We start from the raw sequence: 26,566 nt of genomic DNA, 5'->3' as shown, positions 1-26,566 counted from the left end.
GGCGACGGGCGGGGTGATCTGTTTCACCCCCGATACCCGCATTTCCACCCCTGATGGTTTCTGCCTGATCCAGCATCTGCGCCCCGGCATGCAGATCCTGACCAAGGACAACGGCCCGCAAGAGGTGTTGTGGGCCGGCCAGCGCCGGATGAGCGGCGCGCGGCTGCATGCCATGCCGCATCTGCGCCCGATCCGGTTCCGCACCGGGGCGCTGGGCGTCGGGCGGCCCGAAGACGAGTTGGTGGTGTCGCCGCAGCACCGGATGCTGGTGCAGGGGGCGGCGGCGCAGGCGTTGTTCAACGTCTCCGAAGTCCTGGTGACCGCCGAGGATCTGGTGAACGACCACTCGATCATGGTGGATCGGCAACTGCGTGAAGTCACCTATGTGCATATCCTGCTGGAGGCGCATCAGATCGTCTGGGCCAACGGGCTGGAGACCGAAAGCTTTCACCCCGCCAACACCGCGCTGGAAACCATCGAGCCGTCGCAGCGGGCGGCGCTGCTGGGGATGCTGCCGCATATTGCCCAAAACCCCTACAGCTATGGCGACCATGCCCGGCGCAACCTGACGGCCTCGGAAGCCGCGATATTGCGGCACGATCTGGCCGCCTGATGGCGTGTTGACTCTGCGGTTTGCCCCTGTATAAGCCGCCCCATGTCCCGGATGAGAATCCGGGGCTTTTCATTGGTGTTGGTGGCTTCCGCAAGGAATGACCTGTCGGATCGCAAGATCAGAGGACAACGCCCTTCGTGACGCTTTGAGGCCCCGAATATCGGACCAGCCGAAAGAGCACCCATAACTGAAGGAGATCAGCGGTGACCAAACGCACCTCTGCCAAGCATAAAATTGACCGCCGCATGGGCGAAAACATCTGGGGCCGTGCCAAGTCGCCGCTGAACAAGCGCGAATACGGCCCGGGCCAGCACGGCCAGCGCCGCAAGAACAAGCTTTCGGACTTCGGCACCCAGCTGCGCGCCAAGCAGAAACTGAAGGGCTATTACGGCGATCTGACGGAAAAGCAGTTCCGCAAGATCTTTGCCGAGGCCGAGCGTGTGAAGGGCGACACCGGCGAGATGCTGGTGGGTCTGCTGGAGCGCCGTCTGGATGCGGTGTGCTACCGCGCCAAGCTGGTGGCGACGATCTTCGCCGCGCGCCAGTTCGTGAACCACGGCCATGTCACGGTGAACGGGGTGCGCGTCAACATCGCCTCTTACCGCGTCAAGGAAGGCGACATCATCGAAGTGCGGCAGAAATCCAAGCAGCTTGCGCTGATCCTGGAGGCCTCGCAACTGACCGAGCGTGACATTCCGGACTATCTGGAGGTCGATCAGTCCAAGCTGACGGTGAAGTTCGTCCGCACTCCGGGCCTGGGCGACGTGCCCTATCCGGTGCAGATGGAACCGAACCTGGTGGTCGAATTCTACGCCAAGAACTGATCCCTGCCCCTTCGGCAGACTGCCCCTGTGGCAGACGGGGGCTCGCCGCAAGGCGGGCCTTTTGCATTTACCCGGACCGCGGAGCCCCTGATGTCGGACAAACCCTGGATCGAACGTTTCATTGAAAAAGGCCTGTTTTCCTCGCGTTGGCTGATGGCGCCGATGTATCTGGGGCTGGTGGTGGCGCTGGGCATGCTGGTCGTGGTGTTCGTGCAGGAACTGATCCACTATGTGCCGCTGACCCTGAGCATGGATGCCGACAAGGGCATCCTTGCGATCCTGTCGCTGATCGACCTGACGCTGGCGGCCAACCTGATGCTGATCGTGCTGTTTTCCGGCTACGAGAATTTCGTCTCGAAGCTGGATATCGACGACAATGAAGACAAGCCCGAATGGATGGGCAAGGTCGATTTCTCGGGGCTGAAGATGAAACTGATCGCCTCGATCGTGGCGATCTCGGGGATTCACCTGCTGAAGGTGTTCATGGAACTGGGCAAGGCGCCTGAAGGCCATGTGATCGACCAGGCGCAACTGATGTGGATGGTGATCCTGCATCTGACCTTCGTGGTGTCCGGCGTGCTGCTGGCGCTGATGGACTGGATGGCCGGCAAGACCGACAAGCATTAGGCTTTCGATGTTCGCGTGTCGGGCGGCAAAACCGGTATCCACTTTTGCCTGACACGCTGCCTGCGCCACTAACATCCCACTGGCCTTGGTGCGAGCCCGCCGCTAGAACCGGCGCGACAGTTTGGAGTGAATGATGAGCGACGCCATCCGCCCGCAGCCGGGCATCCTTGACATCGCTCTGTATCAGGGCGGCAAAAGCGCCATTTCCGGGGTGGCAAACGCGCTGAAGCTGTCGTCGAACGAGAACCCCTTTGGCCCATCCGACAAGGCCAAGGAGGCGTTTTTGCGCTCGGTGCATCAGATCCACCGCTATCCCTCGACCGACCATCTTGCCCTGCGCACGGCGATTGCCGAAGTGCACAAGCTGGACGCGGGCCGGGTGATCTGTGGCGCCGGGTCGGACGAGATCATCACCTTCCTGTGCCAGGCCTATGCCGGGCCGGGCGACGAAGTGCTGTTCACCGAGCACGGCTTTCTGATGTATCGCATTTCCGCCATGGCGGTTGGTGCGACCCCGGTCGAGGTGCCCGAGCGCGAGCGCACCACCGATGTCGATGCGCTGCTGGCGGCCTGCAATCACCGCACGCGGCTGGTGTTCATCGCCAACCCCAACAACCCGACCGGCACGATGATCAGCGCCGCCGATGTGGCGCGGCTGGCCGATGGTCTGCCCGATCAGGCAATTCTGGTGCTGGACGGGGCTTACGCCGAATATGTCGAAGGCTACGACGCCGGACTGGCGCTGATCGAGGCGCGCGGCAACGTGGTGATGACCCGCACGTTTTCCAAGATCTACGGGCTGGGCGGGTTGCGCATCGGCTGGGGCTACGGGCCGCAGCCGATCATCGACGTGCTGAACCGCATCCGCGGGCCGTTCAACCTGTCGAACACCGCGCTGGAAACCGCCGAGGCGGCAGTGCGCGATCAGGATTACGTCGCCAAGTGCCGCGCCGACAATGCCCGCCAGCGGGTCTGGCTGGCCGAGGCCTTGGCGGAGCTTGGTGTGCCCTCGGACATCTCGATGGCGAATTTCGTGCTGGCACGCTTTGCCGACCAGGCCGAGGCGCAGGCTTGCGACGACTATCTGCAAACCCAGGGGCTGCTGGTGCGGCAGGTGGCGGGCTACAAGTTGCCGCAGTGCCTGCGCATCACCGTCGGCGACGCCTCGGGCTGTCGGCGGGTGGCGCATGCGGTGGCGCAGTTCAAGGGTGTGCGGTGATGGCGATCTATCAACGGGTGGCGCTGATCGGGCTGGGGCTGATTGCCTCGTCGATGGCGCATGCGATGCGGGCGGGCGGGCTGGCAGATGAAATCGTCGGCACCGCGCGGTCTGCCGAAACCCGCGCCACGGCGCTGGAGATCGGCATCTGCGACCGGGTTTACGACACGGCGGCCGAGGCGGTGCAGGGCGCCGATCTGGTGGTGCTGGCGGTGCCGGTGGGGGCGATGGCCGCGATTGCTGCCGAGATTGCCCCGCATCTGGCAGCGGGGGCCACGGTGACGGATGTGGGTTCCGTCAAGCAGGCGGTGATTGCGGCGGTGGCACCGCATATTCCGGCGGGCGTGCATTTCATCCCCGGGCACCCCCTGGCGGGAACCGAACATTCCGGGCCGCGCTCGGGGTTTGCGTCACTGTTCCAGAACCGCTGGTGGCTGCTGACCCCCGCCGAGGGCACCGACCCCGCGGCCTTGGCGCGGCTGCTCAGCCTGTTGGTCGCGATGGGGGCCAATGTCGATGTGATGGACGCAGCCCACCATGATCTGGTGCTGGCCGTCACCAGTCACACGCCGCACCTGATTGCCTATACCATGGTCGGTGTGGCCGACGACCTGCGACGCGTCACCGACAGCGAAGTGATCCGCTATTCCGCCGCCGGTTTCCGCGATTTCACCCGGATTGCGGCCAGCGACCCGACGATGTGGCGCGACGTGTTCTTGAACAACAAGGAAGCGACGCTGGACATCCTGGGCCGCTTTACCGAGGAGCTGTTTGCCTTGCAGCGCGCGATCCGGCTGGGGGACGGCGAGCATCTGCACGCTTATTTCACCCGGACACGCGCGATCCGCCGTGGTATCATCGAAGCGGGGCAGGACACCGCCGCCGCCGATTTCGGGCGGTCGGCGCAGGTGCAGGCAGGCGTGAAGCCGGCAGGCGTGAATCCGGCGGGCGTGAATCCGGCGGGCGAGGAGCATTAGGCGGATGCGATGGGCGCGGCGATTGGCAACGGCATGGATGCTGCTGGCCTCTGGTGCCTTTGCCGACGCCCCCGACCATTCGCCTCGACCGCTGCCGCGCCCCGGTCTGGTGCAGCAGGTGACCGAAGCGCCCGGTGCCATTGCCCAGGCCAGTGCCGTGCCGCCGATGCTGCGGCCAAAACCGCGGCCTGCCGGGCTGGTGCCGGACATCACCCCTGAAGCCGTGGTGCAGGTTGCCGCGATGGTGCCACGGCCAAAGCCCCGGCCTGCGGGTTTGACGGCGCGGGCAACGGCACCCGAAGTCGTGGTGCAAGCGGCTGCCGTGCGCACCCAGCCTGGCAATGAAAGCCTGCGCACCCGGCGAGGTGCTGTCTGCGGCGATGCCGAGATTCGCGGCGAGGCCATCGCGCCGATCACCTCGCGGGTGCGGGGCTGCGGTGTGCCGGATGCGGTGCGGATCACCGCGGTCGCCGGTGTGCGGCTGAGCCAGGCCGCGACGATAGATTGCCCCACAGCGCGGGCGTTGAAGGCCTGGGTGCAGGACGGCCTGCAACCGCAGTTCCGCCGCAACCCGGTGGTGCAGTTGCAGGTGGCAGCCCATTACGCCTGCCGTCCGCGCAACAACAAGCGCGGTGCGAAGATCAGCGAGCATGGCCGCGGCCGGGCACTGGATATTTCCGGTCTGGTGCTGGCCGATGGCCGGGTGCTGACGGTGGCGGACAACTGGCGCGGCAGCAAACCGATCAAGGCCGCCTATCGCGCCGCCTGCGGGGTGTTTGGCACCACGCTGGGGCCGGGGTCGGATGGCTATCACGAGGATCACATGCATTTTGACACCGCGCGCTATCGCAGCGGGTCGTATTGCCGTTGAGGCAGACGCTGGTTTCCGTGAAGGAAGAGGGGGCTGTCTGCCCCCACGGCGTGCAGGCACGCCTTCCCCCGAGGATATTTTTGCAAAGGTGAATGGGCTTAGTTCAGCCGTGGGGCTGGACCGAGGGGCAGCGGGCCGAGGCTCATGCGGCCTTGCTGAAAGGCCAGCGGCAGCGCCAGGGTTTCGGGGTCGCCGGATTGGCTGGAAAGCAGGGTCAGGGCGCGCTCGATGGTGGGGGCAAGTTCCGGTTTGATCAGGCCGGAGGTTTGCGCCAGGGCAAAGGCGGTGCGCCAGTTGGTCAGCGTCAGGTTGATGCGGCCTTCGGCGCGGCCATTCGCGTCGGCTTGCACGCTGCCGCTGGCGGTGAGGGACAGGGTGCCCCAGCGGATCAGGCTCTGGCTGATGGTCAGGAGTGCCACGCCGGGGCGGGTGGTTTCGGCGTGGCGATCCAGCGGGGCGGTGAAGGCGGCGATGGCCTCAAGCTGCATGGTTTCGATCTGGGCGGGTAGGGGCGGCTGGCTTTGCAGGCGGGCCAGCAACGCCGGGTCGGGGGCGAAATTCGTCAGGTGCAGGTGCAGCGCGTAGGCGTTGGGCTGCGACGGATCGGGCGTTGTGGTCAGGTCAAGCTGGTCGGCGGCGAGGTGCCAGCCGAGGTTTGAAAGGGCATCCAGCGCCGTGCCGGAAAGTGTAATGGTGTCGAGCCGCAGATCGAGGCCGGGGGCGACGGAGGTGCTGGCTTGCAGCGCGTCCGAGGTCAGGGTGATGGTTTCGCCGGGTGCCGTGATCGTTTGGGTGGCGGGCAGGGTGGCGGTAAGTTGCCAGGGCCACCAGGCCGTGGTGGCAAGGCTTAGCGACGGCGCCTGCCAGCCGATGCCGGTGGCGGGGTTTGCAAGGTCAATGCCGGTGGCGGCAAGGTCGATGGTGCCGGGAAAGCCCTGCACGGTCAGGCTGTCACGCTGCGCCCGCATCCCTTGGGCTGCTTGCGATGCGAACCACTGCTCGGCGGCGGTTTGCAACGCCAAGGTGGCGGCGAACCACAGCCCGCTCCACGCCACTGCCAGCCCCAGCCCCCATGCCAACAGCCTGCGCATCGCCGCCCCTTTCCATTTCCCCGCCGCTTGTGTTTACAGGGCGCAGGCAAGGAGGGCCAGCGCGATGGGGTCGGAGCTTTGGGTGTTTGGCTATGGGTCGCTGATCTGGAACCCGGAGTTTCCGGTGGCGGAAACCCGGATTGCCAGGCTGCCGGGCTGGCACCGCAGTTTCTGCATGCGATCCATCCACCATCGTGGCACCGAGGCGGCACCAGGGCTGGTGCTGGCGCTGGACCGGGCTGCGGGGGCGCATTGCGACGGCGTGGCGTTTCGGGTGGCAAGTGGGGCCGAGGCGGACACGCTGGCGGGGTTGCGCGAGCGTGAGCTGATCTCGGCGGCCTATCTGGAAGAACGGCTTTGGGTGGATTTGCAGGGTGGCGGGCGGGTCGAGGCGCTGGCCTATGTGATCGACCCCGACCATGTGCAGTATTGCGGCGGGCTGGCGTTGCCGGAACAGGCGGCGATCATTGCGCAGGCTGTAGGCGGGCGCGGGCGCAACTGCGATTACCTTTTCAACACCGCCGATCATCTGGCGGCGCTGGGGATCGAGGATGCCGATCTGGCCTGGCTGGCGGCGGCGGTGCGGCAGTTGCAGGCGGCTGGCAATTGACGCGGCGGCTGCCGCATTGACCTTGGCAGAACGCGGCTTGCTGCCTATGGTTCGGCAAGCCAACAGCAAGGTTGCCGCCCCCCGATGCAGATGACCCCCGAGGCCGAGCCGCAGTTTACCCAGCCGATCCGGCAGCTTGTGCTGATGCTGCTGGTGGTGGCGGCGGTGCTGGTGGGGGCCGTGCTGGCCTATCCGGCGCTGGTCGGGGTATTTCGCGCCAAGCCGATGCTGAACGGCTTCATCGGGCTGGTGTTCCTGCTGGGCGTGCTGACCTGCTTCTGGCAAGTGGTGCAACTGCAACAATCGGTGCGCTGGATCAAGGGCTTCGTGCACAGCCATCCGGGGCAGGAAATGGCGCGGGCGCCGACCCTGCTGCTGCCGCTGGCCACCCTGCTGCGCAGCCGGGGCGCGCGGATGCAGATCTCGTCCTCCAGCAGCGGTTCCATTCTGGAATCGGTGGCGGCGCGGATCGACGAGGCGCGCGACATCACCCGCTATCTGGGCAACCTGCTGATTTTCCTTGGACTTCTCGGCACGTTCTACGGCCTTGCCACCACGGTGCCGGCGGTGGTTGACACCATCCGCACGCTGGCGCCGCAGGAAGGCCAGACCAGCACCGAGGTGTTCGGCAAGCTGATGACCGGGCTGGAGGGCCAGTTGGGCGGCATGGGCACGGCGTTCTCGTCGTCGTTGCTGGGCCTGGCGGGGTCGCTGGTGGTGGGGCTGCTGGAACTTTTCGCCAGCCATGGCCAGAACCGGTTTTACCGGCAGTTGGAGGAATGGCTGTCGTCGATCACCCGGCTGGGGATTGCCGGGGGCGATGGCGAAGGCGATCAGGGGGCGATTGCCGCGGTGCTGGAACAACTGGCCGGGCAGATGGAGGTGTTGCAGACGCTTTACACCCAGTCCGACATCAACCGCAGCCAGGTCGATGACCGGATTTCGGATCTGGGGGCGGCGGTGACGCGGCTGAACAGCACGCTGGCCGCCGAGTCCGGGCAGGCGGCGCTGCTGGGCCGGATTGCCGAGGGGCAGGACCGGCTGGTTGCGGCGCTGACCGGGGCGGAAGGTGGCGCACATTCCGATGCCGAAAGCCGGATGCGGCTGCGCTCGATCGACGTGCAGCTTTTGCGGATACTCGAGGAGATTTCGGCCGGGCGGCAGGAAACCACCGCCGATCTGCGCGCCGATCTGTCGGGGCTGACTGCGGCGATCCGGCAATTGTCGCGCGGCAGCGTGGGGCGCGGCTAGCATGGGCCTGTCGCGGCGCAACAGCAACCGCGGCGGCTCGGACGTGGTGTGGCCGGGCTTTGTCGATGCGATGACGGCACTGTTGATGGTGCTGATGTTCGTGCTGACCATCGTGCTGGTGGTGCAATCGGTGCTGCGCGACACCATCACCAGTCAGGACAAGCAATTGGATTCTTTGACCGCGCAGGTGGCGGGTCTGGCCGACGCTTTGGGGTTGGAGACGGCGCGGGCCGATGCCTTGCAGGCCGAGGTCGGGCGGCTGGGGCTGGACCTTGCGGCGGCGCAGGCGCTGGGGGTGCAGCAGGAAGGCCAGATTGCCACGCTGGCCGGGCTGGTTGCGACGCGCGAGGGCGAGTTGGCGTCGGCAACAGCACGGATCACGGATTTCGAGGCGCAGGTGGCCGGTCTGTTGGCCGAACGCGATGCGGCACAGACCCGGTTGACCGAACTGGCGGCGGCGCGGGCGGCGGATCAGACGGCGATGGCGGCGTTGCGGGAAAAGCTGCAAGGCGCGGATGCCGAACTGACGGCCATGACGCTGGCGCTGGAGGCGCAACGCCAGAAGGCCGAGGACACGCTGACCTTGCTTGCGGCGGCGGAAACCAAAGCGGCGCAGGATGCAGAAATCCTCAGCGGCAAAGAGGCCTTGCTGGCGACCGCGCGGGCGGCGCTGGCGACCGAGACCGAACGGTCGGCGGAAAGCGCGCGGCAGGTGGCTTTGCTCAATCAGCAGATTGCGGCGCTGCGTTCGCAGCTTGGCGAGTTGCAGGGGATGCTGGATGCCGCCGCGGCCAAGGATGTGGCGGCCAAGGTGCAACTCGAGGCGCTGGGCAGCCAGCTCAATTCGGCGCTGGCGCAGGTGGCATCGGAACAGCGCCGCCGCGCCGATCTGGAGGCCGCCGAGGCCGAACGGCTGCGGGCCGAGGCGCAGGATCTGGCGAAGTTCCGGTCGGAATTCTTTGGCGAGTTGAGCAAGGTTCTGGCGGGGCGGCAGGGCGTGCGGATCGTCGGCGACCGTTTCGTGTTCTCCAGCGAAGTGTTGTTCAATCCGGGCTCGGCCGATCTGGCACCGGAGGGCCGGGCGCAGATTGCCGGTGTGGTGGCGACGCTGAACGAGATTGCCGCACAAATTCCGCCGGGTATCGACTGGATCATCCGGGTGGATGGCCACACCGACAATGTGCCGCTGTCGGGGCAAGGCGAGTTTGCCGATAATTGGGAGTTGAGCCAGGCGCGGGCGTTGGCGGTGGTGCGCTACATGCAGGACAATCTCGGATTTTCGCCTGAACGGCTGGCGGCGACCGGCTTTGGCGAATACCAGCCGGTGGCAGTGGGCGATGCGCCGGAAACCCGGGCGCTGAACCGGCGGATCGAGTTGAAGCTGACCGAGCGGTAGTTTCAGGCCCGTGCTGCGGAACAATCGGAACAAAATCCTTGGAAGGATTTTGCCAAGAATTTTCGAAAATTCTTGGCTCTGGCGGATAGGGCGGGGCGTGACCTGAAGCAAAAGGCCCCCGCCGATGCAGGGGCCTTCTTTTCGATCATTGCCGACTTATTCCGCGGTCAGCAGCGGCGGTTTCGAGCGGGTCAGCGCCGGTTTCTTCGGCTCTTCCACCTTCAGCACGATGGCATCATCTACCACCTCGACCCGCACCACGCCGCCCTTGGTCAGCTTGCCGAACAACAATTCCTCGGCCAGCGGTTTCTTGATGTGTTCCTGGATCACCCGGCCCAAGGGACGCGCGCCCATCTTGTCGTCATAGCCCTTTTCGCCCAGCCAGGCTGCGGCTTCCGGGCTCAGTTCGATATGCACGCCACGGTCCAGCAGTTGCGCTTCAAGCTGCATCACGAACTTCTCGACCACTTGCAGGATCACCTCGCGGCCCAGCGGCGCGAAGTTGATCACCGCATCCAGCCGGTTGCGGAATTCCGGCGTGAAGGTGCGCTCGATCGCGGCAACATTGTCGCCCTGACGGCGGTCGCGGCCAAATCCGATGGCGGCTTTCGCCAGGTCCGCGGCCCCGGCGTTCGAGGTCATGATCAGCACGACGTTGCGGAAATCGACCGAGCGACCATTGTGGTCGGTCAGCTTGCCGTGGTCCATCACCTGCAGCAGGATGTTGTAGACATCCGGGTGGGCCTTTTCCATCTCGTCCAGCAGCAGCACGCAATGCGGATGCTGGTCAACGCCATCGGTCAGCATGCCGCCCTGATCAAAGCCGACATAGCCGGGCGGCGCGCCGATCAGGCGGGAAACCGCATGTTTCTCCATGTATTCCGACATGTCGAAACGCAAAAGTTCGACGCCCAGCGTGCTGGCCAGTTGCTTGGCCACTTCGGTCTTGCCCACACCGGTCGGCCCGGCGAACAGATAGTTGCCAATCGGCTTTTCCGGTTCGCGCAGACCGGCGCGGGCCAGTTTGATCGCCGAGGCCAGCGCCTCGATGGCCTTGTCCTGGCCGAACACCACGCGCTTGAGCGATTTTTCCAGATCGCGCAGCACTTCGCTGTCGTCCTTCGAGACGTTTTTCGGCGGGATGCGGGCGATCTTGGCCACCACGGCCTCGATCTCCTTCGGGCCGATGGTCTTGCGGCGTTTGGAATCGGCCAGCAGATGCTGCGCCGCCCCGGCCTCGTCGATCACGTCGATCGCCTTGTCGGGCAGTTTGCGGTCGTGGATGTAGCGGGCGGAAAGTTCCACCGCGGTGCGGATCGCATCATGGGTATAGCGCAGGTCGTGGTGTTCCTCGAAATACGGCTTCAACCCCATCAGGATCTTCACGGTGTCTTCGACCGAAGGCTCGTTGACGTCGATCTTCTGGAACCGGCGCGACAGGGCGCGGTCCTTGTCGAAATGCTGGCGGAATTCCTTGTAGGTCGTGCTGCCCATGCAGCGCAGCTTGCCGCCCTGCAACGCCGGTTTCAGCAGGTTCGAGGCGTCCATCGCCCCGCCCGAGGTGGCACCGGCGCCGATCACGGTATGGATCTCGTCGATGAACAGGATCGCGTCGGGGTGATCCTCCATCTCCTTGACCACGGCTTTCAGGCGTTCCTCGAAATCGCCGCGATAGCGGGTGCCGGCCAGCAGCGCCCCCATGTCCAGCGAATAGATCGTGGCGTGAGCCAGAATTTCCGGCGTCTCGCCGCGGGTGATCTTCAGCGCCAGACCTTCGGCAATCGCCGTTTTGCCCACGCCGGGGTCGCCCACCAAGAGCGGGTTGTTCTTGCGGCGGCGGCACAGCACCTGGATGCAGCGTTCCACTTCCGCCTCGCGGCCGATCAGCGGATCGACATCCCCTTTGATCGCCTTGACGTTCAGATCGACGCAATATTTGGAAAGTGCCGAATCCTTGGCATCGCCCGCCTCGGCCTTGGGGGTTTCCATATGCTCGTCGGCACCGGAAACCGGCCGGGGTTCGCCATAGCTGGGGTCTTTGGCGACGCCATGGGCGATGAAATTCACCGCATCATAGCGCGTCATGTCCTGTTCCTGCAGGAAATAGGCGGCATTGCTTTCGCGTTCGGCAAAGATCGCCACCAGCACGTTGGCGCCGGTCACTTCGGTGCGCCCCGAGGATTGCACATGGATCGCCGCACGCTGGATCACCCGCTGGAACGCTGCCGTCGGCACCGCTTCGGACCCTTCGACATCGGTCACCAGGGTCGAAAGATCATCGTCGATGAAATCCACCAAGGTCTTTTTCAGCACGTCCAGATCGACCGAGCACGCCTTCATCACGCGGGCGGCGTCGGGTTCTTCGATCAGCGCCAGCAGCAGATGCTCCAGCGTTGCGAGTTCGTGACGGCGGGCATTGGCAAGCGCCAGAGCGCCGTGGATGGCTTGCTCGAGTGTGGTCGAAAATGACGGCACGTTCTGGTGCTCCTGTCCTGCGGTGGCGGCGCGCGTGGGTTTGCCGCAACCTTTGCCTCATGTGGTTAAAGTTCGGTTTTATTTGCCGCGCTTCAAGTGTTATTTCCGCCGATTTGTCGTTTCTTCCGGTGCCGCCGCGAAAAGTGATGCCAAAGCCGGGTCGGGATCAGAATTTGTCCTTGCGGGCGCGGATCGCGGCGAAGATTTCAGCGTCGGTTGCATCGGCCATGCCGAGGGCGGCCCCAAGCAGCGGCGCGCGCAGGAACGGGTTGGTGGCAAGTTCGTCGGCAAGGGTCGAGGGCACGGTGGGAAGGTTTTGCGCGCGGGCCGCTGCAATCTGGCCAAGCCGCAATGTAAGCGCGGGCGTTGCCGGTTCAAGGGTCAGGGCGAAGCGGGCGTTGCTTTCGGCGTATTCATGGCCGGAACAGATCAGGGTTTCCGGCGGCAGGGCGGCAAGGCGCTTGAGACTTTGCCACATCTGCTGCGCCGAGCCTTCGAACAGCCGACCGCAGCCCATCGCCATCAAGGTGTCGCCGGTGAAGGCCAGACCGGATGCCGCGAAATGGTAGGCGACATGGCCGATGGTGTGGCCGGGCACCTCGATCATCTGGCCAACTTCGGCGCCGATGGTGAAGGTCAATCCGTCCGACAGTGCAAGGTCCAGCGGTGGCAACCGATGCGCGTCGGCGGCGTTGCCGATCACCATGGCACCGGTGGCAGCGCGCAGGGCCTGCACGCCTTCGATATGGTCGCCGTGGTGGTGGGTGATCAGGATGTCTGACAACTGCCAGCCGCGGCGGGCCAGTTCGGCCAGGATCGGGGTGGCATCGGGCACATCGACAACGGCCGTCTCGCCACTCGCGGCATCGTGGATCAGGAAGGCATAGTTGTCCTTGCGGCAGGGGATGGTGACCAGTTGAAGTGTCATGGTGTTTTGCCCCACATGCGGTATTCTGGCCGCCAGTTTCGCCCGGACAAGGCCCGCCCGCAATGCATCTTGATGTGCAGGATCTGCGCAATTTCTACTACCGCACCCAGCTTGGCCGGGTGGCGCAGCGCGCGATCCGCGAGCGGATGCTGGAGGTCTGGCCGGAGGCCAAGGGCCAGACCGTGGCGGGCTTCGGGTTTGCCGTGCCCCTGCTGCGGCCGTATCTGGAGGCGGCGCGGCGGGTGATCGGGCTGATGCCGGGGCCGCAGGGGGTGATGCCCTGGCCCGCCGGGATGGAAAACGTCTCGGTGCTGTGCGAGGAAACCCGCTGGCCGATCAGCACGGGCATGGTCGATCGGCTGGTGCTGCTGCACGGGCTCGAAACCTCGGAAAACCCGGGTGCTGTGCTGGAGGAAAGCTACCGCGTGCTGGGGCCGGGCGGGCGGGCGCTGTTCGTGGTGCCGAACCGGTCGGGCATGTGGGCACGCGCCGATGGCACGCCGTTCGGCTTTGGTCATCCGTATTCGCTGGGCCAGCTTGAGTCGCAGCTGAAATATTATGGCTTCACCCCGGAGCGCCACCTGTCGGCATTGTATTCGCCGCCATCGGAACGGCGGTTCTGGCTGGGCACCGCGGCGTTCTGGGAAAATGCCGGTCAGAAGTTCGCGCCGTGGCTGGCGGCGGGAGTTCTGATGGTCGAGGCCAGCAAGCAGATCCCGGCGCCGATGCGCGGTCTGGGGGCCATGGTGCGGCGGCCGCTGAAAGTGCTGGAGGGCGTCGGGCAGGGCGTCGGCCAGCCAGTGCCGGGCTTGCGCACCCGATTCTAGGCCGATCCGGCTGAATCGCCGTGCTGACAGTGCCTATTTTTCGGGCACGCCAAGATGTCGGGACGTCGCAGCCCCGTGCTAGCGCAAACAGCGCAAAACCGCCCGGAAATTGATGCCCGAAAGCGGCGGAAAATCGGCAGGTAACAGGTTGCGGGGTGCAATCGGCTCTGCTACATCGCACCCAAGTTTTAGACGCATGCCACCAAGTATGCGCCATTGGATGCCTTCGTGCCATCTTCTTCGGCGGCGAAGGCCAAGCATCGGAAGGGTTGACGTGTCCGAACCAGCTTCGATCTCCTCCGGCATCGCCGCGCGCTATGCGACCGCCGTTTTCGACCTTGCACGGGAAGAAAAAGCTCTGGTGGCATTGGAGGGTGACATCGACGCCCTGGCCGCAGCGCTTGCCGAAAGTGCCGACCTGCGCGGTCTGATCGCCTCGCCGCTGCTCAGCCGCGACGATCAGGGCCGGGCGATTGCCGCGATTGCCGCCAAGATGGGCGTGTCGGCGCTGACCGCCAACACGCTGGCGCTGCTGGCGCAGAAACGCCGCCTGTTCGTGCTGCCGCAACTGATTGCCGATGTGCGCGCCCGGATCGCCGCCGAAAAGGGCGAAGTGACCGCCGAGGTCACCACCGCCACCGCGCTGACCGCCGCACAGGCCGAGAAACTTTCCGCATCGCTGAAAGCGCGTGTGGGCAAGGATGTGAAACTGAAAACCGCTGTCGATGAATCCCTCATCGGTGGCCTTGTCGTCAAGCTGGGCTCGACCATGATCGACACCTCGATCAAGGCCAAGCTCGCGGCCCTCCAGAATTCAATGAAAGAGGTCGGATAAATGGGTATCCAAGCTGCTGAGATCTCTGCGATCCTCAAAGAGCAGATCAAGAATTTCGGCAAGGATGCCGAAGTTGCCGAAGTGGGCCGCGTGCTGAGCGTCGGCGACGGGATCGCCCGGGTTCACGGGCTGGACAATGTTCAGGCCGGCGAGATGGTCGAATTCCCCGGCGGCATCCGCGGCATGGCGCTGAACCTCGAAGTCGATAACGTCGGCATCGTGATCTTCGGTGACGACCGTTCGATCAAGGAAGGCGATACCGTCAAGCGCACCAAGTCCATCGTGGACGTGCCTGCAGGCAACGCGCTGCTGGGCCGCGTGGTCGATGGTCTGGGCAACCCGATCGACGGCAAGGGCCCGATTGCCGCCACCGAGCGTCGCGTCGCTGACGTGAAGGCCCCCGGCATCATCCCGCGCCAGTCGGTGCACGAGCCGATGGCCACCGGCCTGAAATCGGTGGACGCGATGATCCCGATCGGCCGTGGCCAGCGCGAGCTGATCATTGGTGACCGCCAGACCGGCAAGACCGCCATCGCGCTGGACACCATCCTGAACCAGAAGTCCTACAACGAGGCTGCCGGTTCGGACGAATCCAAGAAGCTTTACTGCATCTATGTCGCCATCGGCCAGAAACGCTCGACCGTGGCGCAGCTGGTGAAAAAGCTCGAAGCCACCGGCGCCATCGATTATACCATCGTCGTGGCCGCCACCGCCTCGGACCCGGCGCCGATGCAGTTCCTGGCGCCCTATGCCGCCACCGCGATTGCCGAGTTCTTCCGCGACAACGGCCGCCATGCGCTGATCATCTATGACGATCTTTCCAAGCAGGCCGTGGCCTACCGGCAGATGTCGTTGCTGCTGCGCCGCCCGCCGGGCCGCGAAGCCTATCCGGGCGACGTGTTCTACCTGCACTCGCGCCTGCTGGAGCGTTCGGCCAAGCTGAACAAGGACAACGGTTCCGGCTCGCTGACCGCTTTGCCGATCATCGAAACCCAGGGCGGCGACGTGTCGGCGTTCATTCCGACCAACGTGATCTCGATCACCGATGGCCAGATCTTCCTGGAAACCGAACTGTTCTACCAGGGCATCCGCCCGGCCGTGAACACCGGTCTGTCGGTGTCGCGCGTGGGTTCCAGCGCCCAAACCAACGCCATGAAATCGGTGGCCGGCCCGGTGAAGCTGGAACTGGCGCAATACCGCGAAATGGCGGCGTTCGCGCAGTTCGGCTCCGACCTTGACGCCTCGACCCAGGCGCTCTTGAACCGTGGCGCCCGCCTGACCGAGCTGATGAAGCAGCCGCAATACGCGCCGCTGTCGAACGCCGAGATCGTCTGCGTGATCTTCGCCGGCACCAAGGGCTATCTGGACAAGATCGCCGTCAAGGATGTGGGCCGGTTCGAGGAAGGTCTGCTGAAGCATCTGCGCACCAACGGCAAGGCGCTGCTGGAAGACATCACCAAGAACGACCGCAAGGTTGCCGGTGATCTTGACAAGGCGGTTCGGGCCCAGCTTGACGCGTTCGCGAAAGACTTCGCCTGAGGGCGCGGCACAGGAGTAGGTAGATGCCGAGCCTCAAGGATCTGAAAAACCGGATCGGAAGCGTGAAGAACACGCGGAAGATCACCAAGGCGATGCAGATGGTCGCGGCGGCGAAGTTGCGCCGCGCCCAGGATGCCGCCGTGGCCGCCCGGCCCTATGCCGAGCGGATGACGGGTGTGATGGCGGGTCTGGCGGCTTCGGTCGGCAAATCCGAAGGGGCGCCGCGGCTGTTGGCCGGGACCGGCACCGACAAGGTGCATCTGATGGTGGTGATGACCGCCGAACGCGGGCTGTGCGGTGGTTTCAACTCGACCATCGTGCGTCTGGCGCGTGCCAAGGCGCACGAGTTGCTGGCCGCGGGCAAGACCGTCAAGATCCTGACGGTCGGCAAGAAGGGTCGCGAACAGTTGCGCCGGGATTTCGGCCATCTGTTCATCGGCCATGTCGATCTGACCGAGGTCAAGCGCGTGGGCTACGTCAACGCGCTGGCCATCGCCAAGGACGTGCTGTCGCGGTTCGAGGCGGGCGAATACGATGTGGCGACGCTGTTCTTCAACCGCTTCCAGTCGGTGATCAGCCAGGTGCCGACGGCACAGCAGATCATCCCGGCGGTGTTCGAAGGGGCGGCGCAGGCCAGCACCGTTTACGACTACGAACCCTCGGAAGAAGAAATTCTGGCCGACCTGCTGCCGCGGGCCGTGGCCACCCAGATTTTCACCGCGCTGTTGGAAAACGCGGCTTCGGAACAGGGCGCGCGGATGTCCGCCATGGACAACGCCACCCGCAATGCCGGCGACATGATCAACCGTCTGACCATCCAGTACAACCGCAGCCGGCAAGCCGCGATCACCAAAGAGCTTATCGAAATCATCTCGGGCGCCGAGGCGCTCTGACCCGCACGGAGAACAACGACATGGCAATAGCGAAAGCAACCGGCAAGATCACCCAGGTGATCGGCGCTGTGGTGGACGTGCAGTTCGAGGGTGACCTTCCGGCCATCCTGAACGCACTGGAAACCCACAACAACGGCAAGCGGCTGATCCTGGAAGTGGCGCAGCACCTGGGCGAAAGCACCGTGCGCACCATCGCCATGGATGCGACCGAAGGCCTGGTGCGCGGCGAGCCGGTGGCCGATACAGGTGCTCCGATCTCGGTGCCGGTGGGCGATGCCACGCTGGGCCGCATCCTGAACGTCATCGGCGAGCCGGTGGACGAAAAGGGTCCGGTCAACGCCACGGAATACCGCGCCATCCACCAGCCCGCTCCGGCGTTCTCGGAGCAGGCGACGGAATCGCTGATCCTCGTCACCGGCATCAAGGTGATCGACCTGCTGGCGCCCTATTCCAAGGGCGGCAAGATCGGCCTGTTCGGCGGCGCCGGTGTGGGCAAGACCGTGCTGATCATGGAACTGATCAACAACATCGCCAAGGTGCACTCGGGCTATTCGGTGTTCGCCGGTGTGGGCGAGCGCACCCGTGAGGGCAACGACCTTTACCACGAGATGATCGAATCCGGGGTTATCAACATCGACAACCTGGCGGAATCGAAAGTGGCGCTGGTTTATGGCCAGATGAACGAACCGCCGGGCGCGCGTCTGCGGGTGGCGCTGTCGGGCCTGACGCTGGCCGAACAGTTCCGCGACCAGTCGGGCACCGACGTTTTGTTCTTCGTGGACAACATCTTCCGCTTTACCCAAGCCGGTTCCGAAGTGTCGGCGCTGCTGGGGCGTATCCCCTCCGCCGTGGGATATCAGCCGACGCTGGCCACCGACATGGGCGCACTGCAGGAACGCATCACCTCGACCAAAGCCGGTTCCATCACCTCGGTGCAGGCGATCTACGTTCCGGCCGACGACCTTACCGACCCGGCACCGGCCACCTCGTTTGCCCACCTCGATGCCACCACGGTTCTCAGCCGTGCGATCTCGGAACTCGGCATCTACCCGGCCGTGGACCCGCTGGACAGCACCTCGCGCATCCTTGACCCGGTTGTGGTCGGGGTGGAACACTACGAAACCGCCCGTGCGGTGCAGGGTGTGCTGCAACGCTACAAGTCGCTGCAGGACATCATCGCCATTCTGGGGATGGACGAGTTGTCGGAAGACGACAAGCTGACCGTGTCGCGCGCCCGCAAGATCCAGCGTTTCCTGAGCCAGCCGTTCGACGTGGCCAAGGTGTTCACCGGTTCCGATGGCAAACAGGTGCCGCTGGAAGAAACCATCAAGTCGTTCAAGGCGGTGGTTGCCGGCGAATACGACCATCTGCCGGAAGCGGCCTTCTACATGGTCGGCGGCATCCAGGAAGTGATCGAGAAAGCCCAGCGTCTGGCTGCGGCTGCGGCTTAAGGGGGCATCATGGCCAACACGCTGCAATTCGACCTCGTCAGCCCTGAACGCAGGCTTGCCTCGGTTCAGGCGACCGAGGTGCAGATTCCGGGGGCCGACGGTGATCTGACGGCGATGGAGGGGCATGCCCCCACCATCACCACCCTGCGCCCCGGCATCCTGAAGGCGATCAGCGCCGAGGGCACCAAGACCTATGCCGTGACCGGCGGCTTTGCCGAAATCTCGGCCAGCGGTGTGTCGGTTCTGGCCGAACGCGCCGTGCCGGTGGACGAAGTGACCACGGCGATGCTGGACGAGCTGATTGCCGAAGCCCGTGCTGCGGCCTCCAGTGCCGTGGCCGCCAACCGTGATTCGGCGGAAAAGCTGGTCAACGACTTCATGGTGCTGCGCACGGCGACCGGGCACTAAGCCCGTTTTGCGCGAAGAAGTGACAAGGGCCCCGGTCACCCCGGGGCCTTTTTCCTTGTCAGCCGTCCATTCTTCGGCAAAGTTAACGAAAATTCAAATGATTACCGTGTCAATGGACTTGCACTAACCTGTTGATCTGGCAAGGCTCGCGCCGGGTGATGCCAGAATGACCACCGTGACCCGCAGACCGAGGCTTGTTGCATGAAGCGCATTTCCACCGGCAATGTCGGCATCGTCCAGGGTAGCCGGGTGATGTTTTCCGATTTCGCCGATGGTGGCGTGATGTGGACCGGGCAGGGGCCGCGCGAAAGTCGGCACGTGGTGTCGTTCAAGGCCGAGTTTGCCGATATCCCGGCGGTGATGGTGGCGATCTCGATGTGGGATCTTGACCAGAAGACCAACTCGCGCGCCGATATTTCCGCCGAACACATTACCCTCAAGGGCTTTCATCTGGTGTTCCGCACCTGGGGCGATACCCGCGTCGCCCGCATCCGTGCCGACTGGACCGCGATCGGCGCGCTGCGCGACGAGGAAGACTGGCAGCTTTACTGACGGCTCAGCGGTTCTGATACATGCCTTCGTAGATCGGCACCAGGGTGTTGGTCTCGAACAGCGACGACACCGAAGTGCCGTTCCAGATGTTCAGAATGGCCTGGGCAAAGATCGGTGCTGTCGGCACGATGCGGATCTTCGGGCAGGATTTCACCGCCTCGGTCGGCTCGATCGAATCGGTGATCACCACGCTTTTCATCACTGAATTGGTGATCCGCTCCACCGCCGAACCCGACATCACCCCATGCGTGGTATAGGCATGCACCTCGGTGGCGCCGCTTTCCATCAGCACTTCGGCAGCCTTGCTCAGGGTTCCCGCCGTGTCGCACATGTCATCGACCATGATGCACTTCTTGCCCGCCACATTGCCGATCACCGTCATTTCCGAAATCTCGCCCGCCTTCTCACGGCGTTTGTCGACGATGGCCAGCGGCGCGACGATCCGTTTGGCCAGCTCGCGCGCTCGCGCCACGCCGCCGACATCCGGAGAGACGATCATCAGATCATCCTTGGCGCCCTTGAAGTGATGCTCGATATCCAGCGCGAAGATCGGGCTGGCGTAAAGGTTGTCCACCGGAATGTCGAAAAACCCCTGAATCTGCGCGGCATGCAGGTCCAGCGTCAGCACCCGGTCGATGCCCGCCTCGGTGATCAGGTTGGCCACCAGCTTGGCCGAGATCGGCGTGCGGGCCTTGGCGCGGCGGTCCTGGCGGGCATAGCCGAAGTAGGGAATCACCGCCGTGATACGGTCGGCCGAAGACCGGCGCAGCGCGTCTGCGATGATCAAAAGCTCCATCAGGTTGTCGTTGGCCGGGTTCGAGGTCGGCTGGATGATATACATGTCCTCGCCGCGGACGTTCTCGTAAACCTCGACGAAAATCTCCTGATCGTTGAAGCGTTCGACCCGCGCATCCACCAGATTGACCGACATCCCCCGATGCATCGACATCCGCCGGGCGATGGATTTGGCCAGCGTCAGGTTGGCGTTGCCGGAAATCAGTTTCGGCTCGGTGATGGCGGCCATGATGGGTTCCTTGCAGGGTCCGGGGGACGGATTCGAGGGTTGGCCACGGCTTACCACCCGGGCCGGGGTCTTGCAAACCGCCGAAACGGCGTTCAGCCCGGCAAAGCGCCCGCAAGGGCCGCCAGAAAGCCGTCCACGTCGGCGGTTGTGGTGGACCAGGAGGTGACCAGCCGTGCGGCCTCCATGCCCTCTGCGGCAGGCATCGGGTAATAGACCGCACCCGCCTGTTGCAGGGCGGCATGGCCACCGGCGGGCCATTGCGCGAAAATGATATTGGCATCAACGGGATGCAGCAGCGCCGCCCCCGGTTGTGCCAGAATACCCGCGGCCAGCCGGGCGGCCGCGGCGTTGGCTTGGGCTGCCAGTGTCAGCCAAAGGCCGCCGTCCAGATAGGCCTGCATCTGCGCCGCCAGATAGCGGCCTTTCGAGACCAGATGCCCGCCACGCTTGCGCCGCAACTCAAATTCCCAGGCGCGGGCGGGATCAAAGATCACCACGGCCTCGACCCCCAGCAGCCCGTTCTTGGTGCCACCCAGCGACAGCACGTCGATCCCGGCGCGCCAGGTCATCTCGGCCGGGCTGGCACCCGAGGCCACCAGCGCATTGGCAAACCGCGCGCCGTCCATGTGGCAGGGCAGGCCGTGGGCGCGGGCCAGGGCGGTCAGCGCCGCCACTTCGGCGGGGAAATAGACCGTGCCCGCCTCGGTCACATTGGTGATCGACAGCATGCCGCGCTGTACCCCGTGCACGCCGCCCGCCCCCGTGCGCTCCAGCACCGGGGCCAGGGTTTCCGGCGTCATCTTGCCATGCGCGCCCTCGACCAGCGCCAGTTTGGCGCCGTTGGTGAAAAATTCTGGCGCGCCGCACTCGTCTTCCTGAATGTGGGCATGGCGGTGGCAGAACACCGCACCCCAGGGCGGGCAATGGCTGGCCAGTGCCAGCGCATTTGCCGCCGTGCCGGTGGCCACCAGATAGACCGCGGCCTCGGGGGACTCGAACAGCGCGCGGATCTGGCCGCGCAGGTCGTCCATGCGCAAATCCTTGCCGTAAGGCATTGCAAAACCGTCATTTGCCGCCAGCAGCGCCGCCATCACCGGTGCGGGCACTGCAGAGGCATTGTCAGAGGCAAAGAACATCAGGGCCGCTCCTCGATGATATAATCTTCCCAATCCGCCTCGGGCACCTCGGTTTCCGAAACCGTCCAGCCCTGCACCGAGGCCCCGGCATCATGCACCGACTGCGGATCGCCCGAGACCAACGGGTGCCATTTGTAAAGCTTTCTACCCTGAAACAGCAGCCGGTACGCGCAGGTCCGCGGCATCCAGTAGGCGATTTTCGGCAGGGTTTTCGGGCTGATCTGCACACATTCCGGCACGAACTGGCGGCGGTTGGCGTAATTGGTGCAACGGCAGGTGTCGCCGTCCAGCAACCGGCAGGCGACGCGGGTGAAGGCCACCTCGCCGTTGTCCTCGAACTCGATCTTGTTCAGGCAGCACTTGCCGCAGCCATCGCACAGCGCCTCCCATTCGGCAGGGGTCATTTCCGTCAGCGGGACGGTTTCCCAGAACCGGGGGCGCAGGGCGTCTGTCATCGACCTAGACATCCGCCAGAATGGCGCGGGCGCGGTGGCAATCGGCGGTCATCTGGGTGATAAGGGCAGGCAGGCCGTCGAACTTCATCTCCGGGCGCAGGTAATCGACAAACGCGACCGACAGGTGCTGTCCGTAGATATCGCCATCGAAATCGAACAGATAGGTTTCGAGATTCGGCTGGTTCTCGCCAAACATCGGCCGCACCCCAAGGCTTGCGGCGCCATTGTAGCTGCCCGCCAGCGGCCCTGTCAGCACATCGACCTTGACGGCATAGACGCCGATGCGCGGCAGGTGCAACCCGTTGACCGACATGTTGGCGGTGGGAAAACCCAGCTCGCGGCCACGTTTGGCGCCGTGGATCACCTCGCCGTCGATGCGGTGCCAGTGGCCCAGCATGGCAGCGGCGTCGCGCGGGCGGCCTTCGGACAGCGCGGCGCGGATGGCCGAGGAGGACACTTCGGCCCCGTCCAGCGTGATCAGATCGGCGATGGTCACGGAAAAACCGTGTTTGTCGCCATGGGCTTGCAGGTCGGCGGCAGTGCCTGCGCGGCCCTTGCCAAAGCAGAAATCGCGGCCCACCACCACATGGCTGACCCCCAGTCCCTGCGCCAGCACGTCATGGGCGAAACCTTCGGGTGTGAACGCGGCCATCACCGCATCGAACGGCAGTTGGTAAAGCTGCTGCACCCCCAATTTGGCCAGCCGGTTGGCACGGGCCTCGGCGTTCATCAGCCGGAAGGCCGGGGCGTCGGGGGCAAAAAACTCGCGCGGATGCGGCTCGAAGGTCACGATGCCCAAGGGTGCTGCACCACGCGCCAGATCAATCACCGACCGATGGCCCAGGTGCACGCCGTCAAAGTTGCCCATGGCAACCGAGGCGCCGCGGTCGGCCTGCGCAAGCCCTTGCCAATGCTGGTGTATCCGCATCTTACCCCGGTGGACGGGGCCGGCCCGTCAGTCGAATTTGCGGCTGGGCGCCAGAACCAGCGCCTCGCCCTTCAAAACCACGGTATTACCGACTGCGCAGTGGGTTTCAAGGGTCACCCGGCGACGGGCGTGGTCGATGGCGGTCACTTTCACCTCGGCATGCACGGTATCGCCGGGGCGCACGGGGGCCATGAATTTCAGGCTCTGGCCCAGATAAACCGTGCCATGGCCGGGCAGTTGTTCACCGATCACCGCCGAAATCAGCCCGGCGGTCAGCATGCCATGGGCGATGCGGCCCTCGAAGATGGTGTCGCGGGCGTAATCGTCGTCCAGATGCACCGGGTTGCGGTCGGTCGAAACCTCGGCAAACAGTTCGATGTCGCGGTCGGTGATCAGCTTCCGCAGGCTGCGGGTCATGCCGATCTCAAGGTCTTCGATGCAGATCGTGCCGCGGGGCATATTGTCGAGCATCCTGCGAATCCCGTTAATGATGTTGCCTTGCAGCATAGCTTATGCTGCGGTGCAGCGCAATCTATTTGGTAATAAATAACCGCAGATGTGGCATTTCGCGCAATAATATTGCGGGATTTCAGCGCAGGTGGCCCATCGCGTGGGTCGGGTCCATCTGCTGCGCCGCCAGCCATTTGTCCAGCAAGCCCTTGTCAGGGTTGGCAGAATCGGCACCGAACTGGTCTGCCGCAAGGCCACCGGTGATGAACAGCGTGTCCATCCCCTCGGCCATACCGCCCTGCACATCGGTGCCGATGCCGTCGCCGATACACAGGATTGCAGCGTCCGAGACCTCCGGGCGCAGCATTGCCAGCCTGCGCCGGGCCAGATCGTAGATCGGCGGGTGCGGTTTGCCGAAATAAAAGCTGCTGCCGCCGATCTGGTCATAGGCCTGGGCGATGGCGCCGGCACAAAATAGCCGCTTGTCGCCCATATCGACCACAATATCCGGGTTGGCGCAGAGGAGTTTCAGCCCGCGGGTCTTGGCGTAAAGCAGGGTGGCGCGGTAGTCCTCGGGGGTCTCTGTCAGGTCGTCGAACAGGCCGGTGCAGACGATGCCCTCGGCCTTGGCCAGCGGCACCCGCTGGATCGGCGGCTGTGCGGCGAGGGTTTCCTGCAGATCGTCGGCAAAATCGGTGAAGAACGGCAGATCCTTCTCGGCGCCGATGTGAAAAACGCGGCGGCCCACCGCCCCGGTGATCAGCGCGTATTGCGCGGCATCGCCCGAGGATACCACCTCGTCATAGCAATCATCCGGCACGCCGATCTGCTGCAACTGTCTGACAACGCTGGGCTTTGGCCGCGGCGCATTGGTCAGCAGCAGCACAGCGCCACCCGTGCGGCGGAAGGCTTGCAAGGCCGCGACCGCTTCGGGAAAGGCGGTCTGGCCATTGTGCAGGCAGCCCCACAGATCGCAGAACACCGCGCGGTATTTGCCGGAAACCTCGGACAAGCGGGCGATGATCTGGGTCATTTGGGGCCTTTCGTGGCAGGCCGGGCAGCAGGGCCACCCGGCCCGCGGATCAGAGTTTCAGAGCCGGAATGATCTGCTTCTTGCGCGACATGATGCCGGGCAGCACCACGGTATCGCCGGTGACGGTGCAGCCGAACGAGGCTTCGGCCATCTGTTTCACCAGCGCATTCGGCACCAAGAGCGTGGCTTCTTCGCGCAGGATATCGACCACGAACAGCAGCACCTGATCGGCGCCATCCTCGGCGGCAACGCCGGGCATGCTGGCCATCATGCTGGCCTTGCGGTCCAGCACCACCTTGGGCGCGGTGGTTTCCAGCACCGAAACCCGCAACTGCTTGCCCGCAACCTCGTATTCCTTGCTGTCCATCCGCAAGAGTTCGGCATCCGAAAAGGCCGAGACATCGGACTTGGCGGCAAACAACTCGGCGGCGAAGGCCGGGATGTCGATGGCCAGTTCGGCGGCCAGCTTTTCGGCCACAGCACGGTCATGCGGGGTGGTGGTGGGGCTGCGGAATTGCAGCGTGTCCGACAGGATGCAGGACAGCATCGCACCCTTGATCTCGCGCGGGGCCTTGGCCAGATCGGCGCCAATCAGGTCGTGCAGAAGGGTGGCGGTGCAGGCCAGCGGCCGGATGGTGATCTCGATCGGCGAGCGGGTCTTGATGCCACCGACCAGCAGGTGATGGTCGATGATCGACAGGATGTTGGCGTCGTTGATATGCGCGGGCAGTTCGGCGGGGTTGTTGGTGTCAAGGATCGCCACGGTGTCGTTGGCATCCACATCCACCAGATGCGCCGGTTTGGCGAAACCCCAGTGTTTCAAAAGGAACGCCGCCTCGGTGTTCGGCTCGCCCAGCAGGCGCGGCTCGGCGGGGGTGTTGCGGATGTTGGTCAGATACCAGGCCCAGATGATGGGCGAGAAGGTGGCATCGGTGTCGGGGGCCTTGTGGCCGAAAACCTTGATCATTTGGCGTCCGTTCGGTGGCTGAAGTTGCCGCCTTATAGGCAAGCTGCGAGCGATTGTCACGCCTGCGCGCCGGACGGAAGCCAAAAATGCTGCATTGCGGCGACGGGGCTACAGCGGCAATTGTTCCAGCGTGAACCCGGCGCGCTCCAGCAGCGCCAGCACGCCGTCCTGGCCGGAAAGATGCAGCGCGCCAAAGGCGGCGACGGCGGGGCCAGCGGTCAGGGCATCCTCGATCACCGGCAGCCAGGCGCGGTTTCGGGCGGCCATCAGCACCTCTTCCATCTTGGCATATTCGGCATCGGCGCGTTCGGGCGTATAGCCGGGGGCGGTGCGGGTTTGCAGCCGCATCAGCTCCCACATCCGGCGGCTGTCACCGGCGAAATAGCTGTCGGCAAGCGTCACCGAATAATCAGCGGCCTGCGCTTCCAGCGGCAAGGCGGCGCGGATCATCGCCAGCTTTTCGTCCTCCGTCAGGCCGGCGAACAGGCCCAGCACGGTGTCATAGGGTTCCATCGCCCGCAGCGGCACACCTGCCTCTTTGGCGGCGGCCATCACCCGCTTGTCCAGCCCATTGGCGTTTTGCATCTGCGACATCGCACAGGGCGGCACCCCCAGCAGCATCGAGGCATACCAGGGCTGCAATTTCGCCGCCATGAACGAAGGGATGCCCCGCGCCAGCATCGCCCCCGAAAGCGCCTGCCATTCGGCGGGCTGCAACTGTTGCATCAGGCTGGGGCCTTCGGTCAGGAACATCACCGATGGGTCCTGCGCCATCGCCTGTTTCAGCGCCTTTTCCTCGTCCGGCCCGGCCTCCAGCAGCACGGTTTTGGCGGTGGCAATCAGCGGCGTCAGCCGGTCCATGGTGGCAGCGTGGCGCGGATCGTCCAGATGATAGGTGCCGATCAGATGCAGCACCTGATCGCCACGGGTGGCGCGCCAGAAATTGCCGGTGGCATGGGGCTGGCTGGCCAGCGCCGCATCCACCTGCCCCTGCAGCGACGGATCAAGCCCGGTCAGCAGGTTCTGCCCCACGCATTGCGCAAGGCCGGGGCTGGCAAGCAGCAGGGCGGTGGCGAGACTGGCAAACAGACGACGCATGGGCAACCTTTTCGGCGGGGCGGGTGGCGCAAACTGCCATGGCATTGCGACGCAACCAAGAAAAATGCGCCGCGCTTGGCGGTTGACA

The 26,566-nt window shown here is 64.7% G+C and carries 27 protein-coding genes; 16 read left to right on the top strand and 11 right to left on the bottom strand.

What is annotated here, in order from left to right; genetic code table 11:
* The 6 genes from RSW2DRAFT_RS12365 to RSW2DRAFT_RS12340 form a co-directional block, all read left to right on the top strand.
* A partial coding sequence (locus RSW2DRAFT_RS12365; protein WP_008031452.1) for a Hint domain-containing protein occupies positions 1–613 on the top strand: 613 nt, incomplete at its 5' end.
* 203 nt (positions 614–816) lie between these two features.
* Positions 817–1,437, top strand: a complete 621-nt coding sequence (rpsD, locus tag RSW2DRAFT_RS12360) for a 30S ribosomal protein S4 (protein WP_008031450.1) — start codon at positions 817–819, stop codon at positions 1,435–1,437.
* Positions 1,438–1,527: 90 nt separating this feature from the next.
* Complete coding sequence (locus RSW2DRAFT_RS12355; RefSeq protein ID WP_008031449.1) at positions 1,528–2,064, top strand: TIGR00645 family protein; 537 nt, start codon at positions 1,528–1,530, stop codon at positions 2,062–2,064.
* Between the two features lie 133 nt (positions 2,065–2,197).
* The gene (gene hisC, locus RSW2DRAFT_RS12350) at positions 2,198–3,283 is read left to right on the top strand and encodes a histidinol-phosphate transaminase (protein ID WP_008031448.1); all 1,086 of its coding nucleotides are present in this window, start codon (positions 2,198–2,200) and stop codon (positions 3,281–3,283) included.
* Positions 3,283–4,260, top strand: a complete 978-nt coding sequence (locus RSW2DRAFT_RS12345; protein ID WP_008031446.1) for a prephenate/arogenate dehydrogenase family protein — start codon at positions 3,283–3,285, stop codon at positions 4,258–4,260. The genes hisC and RSW2DRAFT_RS12345 overlap by 1 nt, the downstream gene beginning before the upstream one ends.
* A gap of 22 nt (positions 4,261–4,282) precedes the next feature.
* On the top strand, positions 4,283–5,131 hold the full coding sequence (locus RSW2DRAFT_RS12340) for an extensin-like domain-containing protein (RefSeq protein WP_232209685.1): 849 nt from the start codon (positions 4,283–4,285) through the stop codon (positions 5,129–5,131).
* Between the two features lie 98 nt (positions 5,132–5,229).
* Here RSW2DRAFT_RS12340 and RSW2DRAFT_RS12335 read toward each other — a convergent pair whose 3' ends face one another.
* The gene (locus RSW2DRAFT_RS12335; protein WP_008031442.1) at positions 5,230–6,222 is read right to left on the bottom strand and encodes a DUF2125 domain-containing protein; all 993 of its coding nucleotides are present in this window, start codon (positions 6,220–6,222) and stop codon (positions 5,230–5,232) included.
* Between the two features lie 64 nt (positions 6,223–6,286).
* Between RSW2DRAFT_RS12335 and RSW2DRAFT_RS12330 the strand changes: the two genes are divergently transcribed.
* From RSW2DRAFT_RS12330 to RSW2DRAFT_RS12320, 3 genes are all read left to right on the top strand, one after another.
* Positions 6,287–6,832, top strand: coding sequence for a gamma-glutamylcyclotransferase (locus RSW2DRAFT_RS12330; RefSeq protein WP_008031441.1), 546 nt, complete (start codon positions 6,287–6,289; stop codon positions 6,830–6,832).
* Positions 6,833–6,916: 84 nt separating this feature from the next.
* On the top strand, positions 6,917–8,083 hold the full coding sequence (locus RSW2DRAFT_RS12325) for an Mce/MlaD family protein (RefSeq protein ID WP_008031439.1): 1,167 nt from the start codon (positions 6,917–6,919) through the stop codon (positions 8,081–8,083).
* A gap of 1 nt (position 8,084) precedes the next feature.
* A complete protein-coding gene (locus RSW2DRAFT_RS12320; protein WP_008031438.1) occupies positions 8,085–9,479 on the top strand; it encodes a peptidoglycan -binding protein in 1,395 nt (464 codons plus the stop codon).
* Between the two features lie 156 nt (positions 9,480–9,635).
* On the opposite strand, the gene clpA is transcribed toward RSW2DRAFT_RS12320, so the two are convergent.
* Both clpA and gloB read right to left on the bottom strand, forming a co-directional pair.
* Positions 9,636–11,954, bottom strand: coding sequence for an ATP-dependent Clp protease ATP-binding subunit ClpA (clpA, locus tag RSW2DRAFT_RS12315; RefSeq protein WP_008031436.1), 2,319 nt, complete (start codon positions 11,952–11,954; stop codon positions 9,636–9,638).
* A 166-nt stretch (positions 11,955–12,120) separates the two neighbouring features.
* Complete coding sequence (gloB, locus tag RSW2DRAFT_RS12310) at positions 12,121–12,882, bottom strand: hydroxyacylglutathione hydrolase (RefSeq protein WP_008031435.1); 762 nt, start codon at positions 12,880–12,882, stop codon at positions 12,121–12,123.
* 62 nt (positions 12,883–12,944) lie between these two features.
* On the opposite strand from gloB, the gene RSW2DRAFT_RS12305 reads away from it, so the two are divergent.
* The 7 genes from RSW2DRAFT_RS12305 (at position 12,945) to RSW2DRAFT_RS12275 (ending at position 19,387) form a co-directional block, all read left to right on the top strand.
* Positions 12,945–13,709, top strand: a complete 765-nt coding sequence (locus RSW2DRAFT_RS12305) for a class I SAM-dependent methyltransferase (protein ID WP_008031433.1) — start codon at positions 12,945–12,947, stop codon at positions 13,707–13,709.
* Between the two features lie 274 nt (positions 13,710–13,983).
* Complete coding sequence (locus tag RSW2DRAFT_RS12300; protein ID WP_008031431.1) at positions 13,984–14,544, top strand: F0F1 ATP synthase subunit delta; 561 nt, start codon at positions 13,984–13,986, stop codon at positions 14,542–14,544.
* Positions 14,545–16,083, top strand: a complete 1,539-nt coding sequence (atpA, locus tag RSW2DRAFT_RS12295; protein WP_008031429.1) for a F0F1 ATP synthase subunit alpha — start codon at positions 14,545–14,547, stop codon at positions 16,081–16,083.
* Positions 16,084–16,106: 23 nt separating this feature from the next.
* The gene (locus RSW2DRAFT_RS12290) at positions 16,107–16,976 is read left to right on the top strand and encodes a F0F1 ATP synthase subunit gamma (protein ID WP_008031428.1); all 870 of its coding nucleotides are present in this window, start codon (positions 16,107–16,109) and stop codon (positions 16,974–16,976) included.
* 20 nt (positions 16,977–16,996) lie between these two features.
* Positions 16,997–18,427, top strand: coding sequence for a F0F1 ATP synthase subunit beta (gene atpD / locus RSW2DRAFT_RS12285; RefSeq protein ID WP_008031426.1), 1,431 nt, complete (start codon positions 16,997–16,999; stop codon positions 18,425–18,427).
* Positions 18,428–18,436: 9 nt separating this feature from the next.
* Positions 18,437–18,835, top strand: coding sequence for a F0F1 ATP synthase subunit epsilon (locus tag RSW2DRAFT_RS12280; protein ID WP_008031424.1), 399 nt, complete (start codon positions 18,437–18,439; stop codon positions 18,833–18,835).
* 201 nt (positions 18,836–19,036) lie between these two features.
* Entirely contained in the window at positions 19,037–19,387 is a 351-nt protein-coding gene (locus RSW2DRAFT_RS12275) for an H-type lectin domain-containing protein (RefSeq protein ID WP_008031423.1), read from the top strand.
* 4 nt (positions 19,388–19,391) lie between these two features.
* Here the strand turns inward: RSW2DRAFT_RS12275 and RSW2DRAFT_RS12270 are convergent, their stop codons facing one another.
* The 8 genes from RSW2DRAFT_RS12270 to RSW2DRAFT_RS12235 all read right to left on the bottom strand — a co-directional run bounded on the left by RSW2DRAFT_RS12270 (position 19,392) and on the right by RSW2DRAFT_RS12235 (position 26,478).
* Positions 19,392–20,411, bottom strand: coding sequence for a ribose-phosphate pyrophosphokinase (locus RSW2DRAFT_RS12270; RefSeq protein WP_008031421.1), 1,020 nt, complete (start codon positions 20,409–20,411; stop codon positions 19,392–19,394).
* Between the two features lie 92 nt (positions 20,412–20,503).
* Positions 20,504–21,547, bottom strand: coding sequence for a threonine aldolase family protein (locus RSW2DRAFT_RS12265; protein WP_008031419.1), 1,044 nt, complete (start codon positions 21,545–21,547; stop codon positions 20,504–20,506).
* Positions 21,547–22,002, bottom strand: coding sequence for a YcgN family cysteine cluster protein (locus tag RSW2DRAFT_RS12260; RefSeq protein ID WP_008031418.1), 456 nt, complete (start codon positions 22,000–22,002; stop codon positions 21,547–21,549). Before RSW2DRAFT_RS12260 ends, RSW2DRAFT_RS12265 begins: the two co-directional genes overlap by 1 nt.
* A 4-nt stretch (positions 22,003–22,006) precedes the next feature.
* Positions 22,007–22,930 carry a bifunctional riboflavin kinase/FAD synthetase gene (locus RSW2DRAFT_RS12255; protein ID WP_008031416.1) on the bottom strand — a complete coding sequence of 308 codons (924 nt, stop codon included), beginning with the start codon at positions 22,928–22,930 and terminating at the stop codon, positions 22,007–22,009.
* A gap of 27 nt (positions 22,931–22,957) precedes the next feature.
* Positions 22,958–23,401, bottom strand: coding sequence for a MaoC family dehydratase (locus RSW2DRAFT_RS12250; protein WP_008031413.1), 444 nt, complete (start codon positions 23,399–23,401; stop codon positions 22,958–22,960).
* Between the two features lie 118 nt (positions 23,402–23,519).
* Positions 23,520–24,413 carry a TIGR01459 family HAD-type hydrolase gene (locus RSW2DRAFT_RS12245; RefSeq protein WP_008031412.1) on the bottom strand — a complete coding sequence of 298 codons (894 nt, stop codon included), beginning with the start codon at positions 24,411–24,413 and terminating at the stop codon, positions 23,520–23,522.
* A 49-nt stretch (positions 24,414–24,462) separates the two neighbouring features.
* Positions 24,463–25,380, bottom strand: a complete 918-nt coding sequence (locus RSW2DRAFT_RS12240; RefSeq protein ID WP_008031410.1) for a manganese-dependent inorganic pyrophosphatase — start codon at positions 25,378–25,380, stop codon at positions 24,463–24,465.
* A gap of 108 nt (positions 25,381–25,488) precedes the next feature.
* Positions 25,489–26,478 (bottom strand): TraB/GumN family protein, encoded by a 990-nt coding sequence (locus tag RSW2DRAFT_RS12235; RefSeq protein ID WP_008031408.1) that lies wholly within the window; start codon positions 26,476–26,478, stop codon positions 25,489–25,491.
* Positions 26,479–26,566 lie beyond the last annotated feature (88 nt).

This window comes from Rhodobacter ferrooxidans, from assembly GCF_000176015.1.
GTDB lineage: Bacteria > Pseudomonadota > Alphaproteobacteria > Rhodobacterales > Rhodobacteraceae > Pseudorhodobacter_B > Pseudorhodobacter_B ferrooxidans.
Note: the sequence above shows the minus strand (reverse complement) of the source record. Positions and strands in the feature narration are given on the sequence as shown.

Coding starts and splice junctions, on each gene's coding strand:
- RSW2DRAFT_RS12355 (WP_008031449.1), top strand. CDS start 1,528: ATGTCGGACAAACCCTGGATCGAACGTTTCATTGAAAAAGGCCTGTTT.
- hisC (WP_008031448.1), top strand. CDS start 2,198: ATGAGCGACGCCATCCGCCCGCAGCCGGGCATCCTTGACATCGCTCTG.
- RSW2DRAFT_RS12345 (WP_008031446.1), top strand. CDS start 3,283: ATGGCGATCTATCAACGGGTGGCGCTGATCGGGCTGGGGCTGATTGCC.
- RSW2DRAFT_RS12335 (WP_008031442.1), bottom strand. CDS start 6,222: ATGCGCAGGCTGTTGGCATGGGGGCTGGGGCTGGCAGTGGCGTGGAGC.
- RSW2DRAFT_RS12330 (WP_008031441.1), top strand. CDS start 6,287: ATGGGGTCGGAGCTTTGGGTGTTTGGCTATGGGTCGCTGATCTGGAAC.
- RSW2DRAFT_RS12325 (WP_008031439.1), top strand. CDS start 6,917: ATGCAGATGACCCCCGAGGCCGAGCCGCAGTTTACCCAGCCGATCCGG.
- RSW2DRAFT_RS12320 (WP_008031438.1), top strand. CDS start 8,085: ATGGGCCTGTCGCGGCGCAACAGCAACCGCGGCGGCTCGGACGTGGTG.
- gloB (WP_008031435.1), bottom strand. CDS start 12,882: ATGACACTTCAACTGGTCACCATCCCCTGCCGCAAGGACAACTATGCC.
- RSW2DRAFT_RS12305 (WP_008031433.1), top strand. CDS start 12,945: ATGCATCTTGATGTGCAGGATCTGCGCAATTTCTACTACCGCACCCAG.
- atpA (WP_008031429.1), top strand. CDS start 14,545: ATGGGTATCCAAGCTGCTGAGATCTCTGCGATCCTCAAAGAGCAGATC.
- RSW2DRAFT_RS12290 (WP_008031428.1), top strand. CDS start 16,107: ATGCCGAGCCTCAAGGATCTGAAAAACCGGATCGGAAGCGTGAAGAAC.
- atpD (WP_008031426.1), top strand. CDS start 16,997: ATGGCAATAGCGAAAGCAACCGGCAAGATCACCCAGGTGATCGGCGCT.
- RSW2DRAFT_RS12280 (WP_008031424.1), top strand. CDS start 18,437: ATGGCCAACACGCTGCAATTCGACCTCGTCAGCCCTGAACGCAGGCTT.
- RSW2DRAFT_RS12275 (WP_008031423.1), top strand. CDS start 19,037: ATGAAGCGCATTTCCACCGGCAATGTCGGCATCGTCCAGGGTAGCCGG.
- RSW2DRAFT_RS12270 (WP_008031421.1), bottom strand. CDS start 20,411: ATGGCCGCCATCACCGAGCCGAAACTGATTTCCGGCAACGCCAACCTG.
- RSW2DRAFT_RS12265 (WP_008031419.1), bottom strand. CDS start 21,547: ATGTTCTTTGCCTCTGACAATGCCTCTGCAGTGCCCGCACCGGTGATG.
- RSW2DRAFT_RS12260 (WP_008031418.1), bottom strand. CDS start 22,002: ATGACAGACGCCCTGCGCCCCCGGTTCTGGGAAACCGTCCCGCTGACG.
- RSW2DRAFT_RS12255 (WP_008031416.1), bottom strand. CDS start 22,930: ATGCGGATACACCAGCATTGGCAAGGGCTTGCGCAGGCCGACCGCGGC.
- RSW2DRAFT_RS12250 (WP_008031413.1), bottom strand. CDS start 23,401: ATGCTCGACAATATGCCCCGCGGCACGATCTGCATCGAAGACCTTGAG.
- RSW2DRAFT_RS12245 (WP_008031412.1), bottom strand. CDS start 24,413: ATGACCCAGATCATCGCCCGCTTGTCCGAGGTTTCCGGCAAATACCGC.
- RSW2DRAFT_RS12240 (WP_008031410.1), bottom strand. CDS start 25,380: ATGATCAAGGTTTTCGGCCACAAGGCCCCCGACACCGATGCCACCTTC.
- RSW2DRAFT_RS12235 (WP_008031408.1), bottom strand. CDS start 26,478: ATGCGTCGTCTGTTTGCCAGTCTCGCCACCGCCCTGCTGCTTGCCAGC.